We start from the raw sequence: 6,730 nt of genomic DNA on the forward strand, positions 1-6,730 counted from the left end.
GATGAAAACTTTAATAGTATATTATTCTAGTGGCGGCAGCACAAAAATAATGGCTAGAACATTATCAATGAATTTAAAAGCAGACATAATAGAAATTAAAGATTTAAAAAACAGGAAAGGATTTGCAAATAGATTTTTATCATCTGTAGAAGCATTTAGAGAATCAAAAACAAAAATTTCACCTTCAAAAATAAACTTAACAGATTATGATTTAATCTATATTGGAACTCCAACATGGGCAAATAAACCTACCCCTGCAATTATTACTTTAGTTGATAACTGCAATTGGAAAGGAAAAGATGTAATATTATTTACAACCATGAATAAACCGGAATCAGGTGAAGAAACTCTCGAAAGGCTTGAAGAAAAAATATATTTACGTGGAGGAAGAGTTGTTGAAAGTTTTTCACTTGTAACAAAAGATAAACGCCCTGAAGACATAATTAATGACACTGAGGGATTAATTCAATCATTAGTATTGAAAATGTATGGTGGAGTATGATGAAATCAGAATTGAAGATTAAAGCAATCGAAAACGGGACAGTAATAGACCACATTACCGCAAACAAGTCATTGCACATTCTTAAAATATTGGATCTGCCTGACGATGAAATTATAAACGTTACGGTAGCCATGAATGTATCATCCGGCCAAACTGGTAGAAAAGACATTGTTAAAATTGAAAACAGAGAAATTGATACTAAAGAATTAAATCAAATCGCATTAATAGCGCCTAAAGCAACAATTAACATCATTAGAGATTATGAAGTAATTAAAAAAGATAAAATCATTCTTCCTGAAGTAATTACTTCCATTATAAAATGTACAAATGATAAATGCATCACCAATTATGAAAATGAGCCTATAAAATCAAAATTTAAGGTGATTGAATCTCAGCCACCAGTCCTTAGATGCCATTACTGTGAAAAATTAATAAAAAATGAAGATATCGAAAAACAATTCGAATAATCTTCTATTTATTTTTTAAATAATCTGCAAGTCTTTTTGATAATGCAAGTATTGTCAATATTGGAGGTTTTCCTGGAGAAATAGGCAATACACTTGCATCACTTACAAATAACCCATTAATTTCAGTTTCCTGATTTGAATCAACTATTTTTCCTATAGGTGCAGTTCCACCGGGATGTGCTCCTCTATAAACTGTAGAAGATATGGTTGATGGATCTACACCTGCTTTTTCCAAAATGAAACCTGCAGTTGCTACTCCTTCAGCCAAAAGCCTGATATCATTAATTGTGTTGATTTTTACTACATCCCCGTCATCATCAACATAACCTACAGCATCATCAGCCGTTTTAACCATTATGCTTAGAATATCCTTACTTTCAACATCATCATCAAAGGTAAATGTTGAAAAATGTGGAGATAAAACAAAGTCTTTACCTATAACCAAACCTGCCATTTGAACTTCAGTATTGAAATTAATATCTTTTAAATATCCCCCAACAGTTACAAATGGATCAAAGAATAATTCATGGCCAGCATCAATTCCTGCACTTCTTAAAAGCAATGTTGATCCAATTGCTCCTGCAGACAATATTACAGTATCAGAGTCAATGCTTTCTTCAACATTATCCTTTATGTATTTAATTCCTTTTACCTGTGAATCTTCAACAATGATTTCAGTTACTTCAGCTTCACTTATGAATGTTGCACCGGCATCAACAGCCTCATCAACAAAATCTTTTCCAGACCATTTTGCATCAGCAGGACATCCGAAAGCACATTTTCCACATTGAATACAGTCCTCTTCCCGGATAGCTTTTGGCATTTTAAGTGTTTTTAATCCAAGTTCCCGTGCAGCATCTAAAAATAATTGTGTACCTCTGCCGATATGTGAGTCATCCAAATCATGTACTTTAATCAATTCTTCAACATATTCATATTCTTTTGAGATATCTATACCATATTCATGCAATTCTTCATCTAATGCCCTGACCATATTGGACATTGAAACAATTGTTGCACCCCCAACACATGTGGTAGTCAATAAGTCAACACTATCATCATACGTATCATAATAGTTAAATGCATCTTTAGAATCTATATATGGACCTTTTTCAATTATCGTTACTGGAATTTTATCTTTTGCTAATTCACGAGCTATTATAGCTCCTCCTGCACCACTACCTACAATAATAACCATCAAAAATCACCATTTAATAAATATGTCGATTGTTATATTTATATTCTCACTATAAATATTAAAGTATTATGAAATCCAAAGTATTTAATGATTAAACTTTTGGAGCGATAGAATGGAAGAATACATTAACTTATTTGAAAAAGTTATAGAAAAAACAATTCCCAAAGTTGAGTATATTGATATTAGAGCAGGAAAAAGCAATTCAACATCAATATTAATGAAAGATGGAGAAATTGATGAGATAAATGCTGGAATGGATATTTCTGCAAGAATCAGAGTCTTGAATAATGGAGCTTGGGGATTTGCATACACAACAGATTTATCAAAATTTGATGAAATTACAGAAACTGCATTAAAACTTTCAAATTCACTGAAAGGAGATGTTGAATTATCAGAAAGTGAAATCATTAAAGATAAAATAGCAACTGATGCGAAAATACCCTTCAAAGACATATCAATTGAAGAAAAACAAGCAATAATGAAAGAAGCTAGCGATAGTGCAACCCTTGAAAAAGTCAACAGTACAACAGTCAGCTATTCAGACGCCGAATCAAATGAATTATTCCTAAACAGCGAAGGAAGCCAAATTGAAGTAAAAACAAGTCGCCTTAGAATGGCCCTCAATGCTACAGCAACAGATGGGCAAATAATACAATTTGGACATGGAAGTATTGGTGGAGTCAAAGGATTCGAATTACTTGCTAATGAAGACATTGAAGAATTTGGAAGAAAAATAGGTGATAAGGCTCAACGATTATTAAATGCCGAAAGTGCACCATCCGGCAAATTTAAAGTAATAGCAGACCCTGAATTAACTGGAGTAATGATTCATGAAGCATTGGGCCATGCTACTGAAGCAGACATAATATTACAAAATGATTCCATTCTTAAAGATAAATTAAACACGAAAATCGCTTCAGATATTGTTAATATTTACGATGATGCAACGATAAAAGACGGGTTTGGGTACTACCCTTATGATGTGGAAGGAACAAAAACAAAGCCAAATCAATTGGTTAAAGATGGAGAATTAATTTCATTATTATCTTCAAGAGAAACTGCATCAAAACTAAATATGAAATCATCAGGAAATGCAAGATCAAGTATTAGTGATGCTCCTATCGTGAGAATGAGTAATACATATTTACAGCCAGGAGATATGACTTTTGAAGAATTGATAGAAGATATACCTGATGGAATTTATCTTAAAGGTTCAAGAGGAGGGCAAGTTGATACGGGAAAAGGAATATTCCAATTCAATGCTGCAGAAGGATTTAAAATCAAAAATGGAGAGTTAACAACCCCTCTTCGTGATGTCTCATTATCTGGAAATATTCTTGAAACATTGAATAATGTAGATGCCCTAGGAAAAGACTTTAAATTAAGTGCAGGTTTCTGTGGAAAAGGAGGGCAAACTGCATATGTAGGAGATGGCGGACCGCACACAAGAATTATTGATGCAATGGTTGGAGGAAGCAATTAGGTGATAATATGATTAGTGAAGAAAATGGACAATATTTAGTAGAAATAGCTAAAGAAGCAATATCAGTATATTTAGAAACAAATAGAAGAATATCTGTACCGGAAGATTGTCCCGATGAATTAAAACAAGAGTTAGGTGTATTTGTAACATTAAATAAAAGAAAAAGATTGAGAGGATGCATTGGATATCCTGAACCTGTTAAAAGTTTAATCGAATCAACAATAGATGTGGCAATTTCTGCGGCATTTGAAGATCCAAGATTTCCTGCATTAAAAACAGATGAATATGGTGACCTGGAATTTGAAGTAACAGTTTTAACACAACCAGAATTAATTGAAGTTGCACATCCGAACCAATACTTTGATGAGATTGAAATCGGACGTGACGGACTGATTATTCAAAAAGGATATGCAAGAGGACTGCTTCTCCCACAAGTAGCACCGGAAAATGGATTTGATGTTGAAATGTTTTTAGAACATACTTGTATGAAGGCAGGGATCAGTGCAGACAGTTGGATGGATGAAAGCTGTGATGTGTATAAATTCCAAGGCCAAATTTTTAAATAGTGATAACAATGATGACATCATTGAAAATATCAATTACTTATGATTTGTTCTTGTTTAACAGTTTATTAAATCAGAAAAGTAAAATAATAAAATTTCAAAATAGTCTAAATTATCTATAATTCCATCATATATGATTCTAAAACAATTATTTGGAAAATTAGATTTGAAATATATATTGCAAAACTTTAAATATAGCTGATATTATATATTTAATTGTAGATTTAGGAGGTAAAAACTTCTAGAAGTTCAGCCCCTCTAAGCTTCGTCTCCACGGGAGGCGACATTATTTCGGCATTGGGGTTCTCTAATCTTCAAATACTCTTTTTACAGTTATATTTTCGATTAAGTCAACATATTCATTATTTTCGTGTTCAATACTCTGATAAACAGACCATGATATTACATCGACCATTTGCAAACCTTTGAGGTTAACGGAATCTTCATGTTCTATTGTTATGGAATGGTTTTTAGGATTATTCAAACTTGGTACAAATAAGTTGTTGAATTCTTGACGAAACTTTTCCTTATTTTTTGATTTATCTATTATTATGGATGTTTTATTTGTAATGGGCAGTTCTTCTGCCAGTTTTGAAGCAACGATATTATATAATAAGTTGTTGTTGCAGTCATAATTAATTTTGTATTTATTTTTCTTGTCAAATACTACTGCAATAACATGATAATCAATTTTATTTAATTTTTTGAGAATTTTCTTCTTAATATGAGGTTTGGTTTCTGTTCCTTTTATTTCATTAGAGTTACCTAATTGCTTTTTATTGGTTCTTCTGATTTTATTTATTATCCTATCTAGTTTAGCACTATCATCAACAATTATAGCAGCCATTATTAGATAGTCTGAATCACTACCCAAATCTCCTGATTCATCAATATAAATATAATCCATACTATATTCTTTTTGTTTAATCATTGAAAAACTTTAGGAGTCTGAATTTTATTGGTTAAAATTCGCCTAATTTATTATCTTTTAATCAAATTTCTCTTATAACCATTTCAAAATATTTTCATAATAATTTTCCATAGTTAATATATAAAAAAATAAAAATTACTGAAATATCACAATTATTATCCACAAATTTAATTAACCCGCCAAATCTAAACTATAATATAGAAAAGTTGAGAGAAAAAAATAATTAATGATATTTAAAGTGATATAAATGATGATACCATCTGAAATATCAATTACTTTTCAAGTGCTCTCTCACTCTACCTTTTATAATATCAAATTATAAAAGTGTTAAGTATGGATAACGAGCTACTTGAAAATATATTTATAACAAACAACTATTCACACGAAACACGAAAAGTGAATAGGTCAGTAATGAAGAAGTATTGTGAATTCTATGGTATGAACCTTCAGGAACTGCTTGATGAAGCGGAAAAAGATGAAGCAGACAATGTCAAATGGAAACACCGCCGTGTTAAACATAAACTGCTTAAATACAGACAATTCCTTTTAGACAAATATTCTATAAACACAGTTAGAATACACATGTCTGTCGTCTCAAAATTTTACAGATTTTATGACATTGAAATCAATCCTCTACCAAGATTGAACATGAAATCTGTGAAAAAACCAACACCAATCTATTATAAAGATTTGCCTGATAAGGAAATCATAAGGGAAGCTTTAGCAATTTCCCCACCAGTAATGAAAGCTATAATATTGTTTTCCTGCTCAAGCGGTTGTGCCAGAGCCGAAACATTGAGCCTGACAATTCAGGACTATATCGATGCCTTATCTGAATATCTGCCGAACAAAAGAATGAACATCTATCAGATAATTGATTATCTGAATGACAATGACAATGTGATACCTACCTTTAACCTCAGGAGAATTAAAACAAACAAGTATTACACTACCTACTGCAGTCCTGAAGCGGTTAAAGCCATCAATGCATATATTCTGACAAGGACAGACAATGTAACTCCGGAAAGCCAACTGTTCAGGATGTATGAAACATACTTTATTGGATATTTCCAGAGAATCAATGATGAACTTGGCCTCGGCAGAGTCGGACATTACAGCAGATTCAGAAGCCACATGCTCAGGAAATTCCATGCTTCAGCATTGTACAATGACGGCATGAGTTTGGATAACGTGAACGATTTGCAGGGCAAGGCCAAAAACAAGACCGACCAGGCTTACTTCATGATCAATCCTGAAGATTTGAAATATGAATATATCAAGCATCTGCCAGCCATTACGATAAATACTGATGTCGAAAAACTGTCCATCAAATCTCCGGAATATATGCAGATGGAAAAGGAAAATAATGAATATAAACAAAAAGTTGAAAGAATGGAAGCTAATATAGCTAACATCATGGAACGTCTGGGCCAGGAGGAAGCAAAATAGCTTTGTTGAATTTTGTGGAAATTATACTTTCCACTATCTTTTCTTATTTTTTTCTAAATAGCATTAAAACATTATTATGCTATTTTTATTATTAAGTGAAGAGTAAAAAACTATTTTTGATTATATAAAGCACATTA

At 32.0% G+C, this 6,730-nt stretch carries 7 protein-coding genes; 5 read left to right on the forward strand and 2 right to left on the reverse strand.

All coding sequences use genetic code 11. The features are described from left to right. Position 1: 1 nt before the first annotated feature. Together ACKI3Q_RS03865 and pyrI are read left to right on the forward strand one after the other, a co-directional pair. Positions 2-502: a flavodoxin family protein gene (locus ACKI3Q_RS03865; protein WP_407414445.1), complete on the forward strand. Its 501-nt coding sequence runs from the start codon at positions 2-4 to the stop codon at positions 500-502. Further along, complete coding sequence (gene pyrI / locus ACKI3Q_RS03870) at positions 499-969, forward strand: aspartate carbamoyltransferase regulatory subunit (RefSeq protein ID WP_407414447.1); 471 nt, start codon at positions 499-501, stop codon at positions 967-969. The genes ACKI3Q_RS03865 and pyrI overlap by 4 nt, the downstream gene beginning before the upstream one ends. A 4-nt stretch (positions 970-973) precedes the next feature. On the opposite strand, the gene ACKI3Q_RS03875 is transcribed toward pyrI, so the two are convergent. Beyond that, the gene (locus tag ACKI3Q_RS03875; RefSeq protein ID WP_407414449.1) at positions 974-2,167 is read right to left on the reverse strand and encodes a GMC family oxidoreductase N-terminal domain-containing protein; all 1,194 of its coding nucleotides are present in this window, start codon (positions 2,165-2,167) and stop codon (positions 974-976) included. Positions 2,168-2,279: 112 nt separating this feature from the next. Here ACKI3Q_RS03875 and ACKI3Q_RS03880 point away from each other — a divergent pair, with 112 nt between their 5' ends. Together ACKI3Q_RS03880 and ACKI3Q_RS03885 are read left to right on the forward strand one after the other, a co-directional pair. Further along, positions 2,280-3,650 carry a TldD/PmbA family protein gene (locus ACKI3Q_RS03880; RefSeq protein WP_407414451.1) on the forward strand — a complete coding sequence of 457 codons (1,371 nt, stop codon included), beginning with the start codon at positions 2,280-2,282 and terminating at the stop codon, positions 3,648-3,650. 8 nt (positions 3,651-3,658) lie between these two features. Next, positions 3,659-4,216 carry a TIGR00296 family protein gene (locus tag ACKI3Q_RS03885; RefSeq protein WP_407414453.1) on the forward strand — a complete coding sequence of 186 codons (558 nt, stop codon included), beginning with the start codon at positions 3,659-3,661 and terminating at the stop codon, positions 4,214-4,216. A 304-nt stretch (positions 4,217-4,520) separates the two neighbouring features. Here the strand turns inward: ACKI3Q_RS03885 and ACKI3Q_RS03890 are convergent, their stop codons facing one another. Beyond that, positions 4,521-5,144, reverse strand: a complete 624-nt coding sequence (locus tag ACKI3Q_RS03890) for a DUF3800 domain-containing protein (protein ID WP_407414455.1) — start codon at positions 5,142-5,144, stop codon at positions 4,521-4,523. A 333-nt stretch (positions 5,145-5,477) separates the two neighbouring features. Here ACKI3Q_RS03890 and ACKI3Q_RS03895 point away from each other — a divergent pair, with 333 nt between their 5' ends. Beyond that, complete coding sequence (locus tag ACKI3Q_RS03895) at positions 5,478-6,593, forward strand: tyrosine-type recombinase/integrase (RefSeq protein WP_407414457.1); 1,116 nt, start codon at positions 5,478-5,480, stop codon at positions 6,591-6,593. Positions 6,594-6,730: the final 137 nt, after the last annotated feature.

Source organism: Methanobrevibacter sp. (assembly GCF_045636185.1).
Lineage (GTDB): Archaea > Methanobacteriota > Methanobacteria > Methanobacteriales > Methanobacteriaceae > Methanocatella.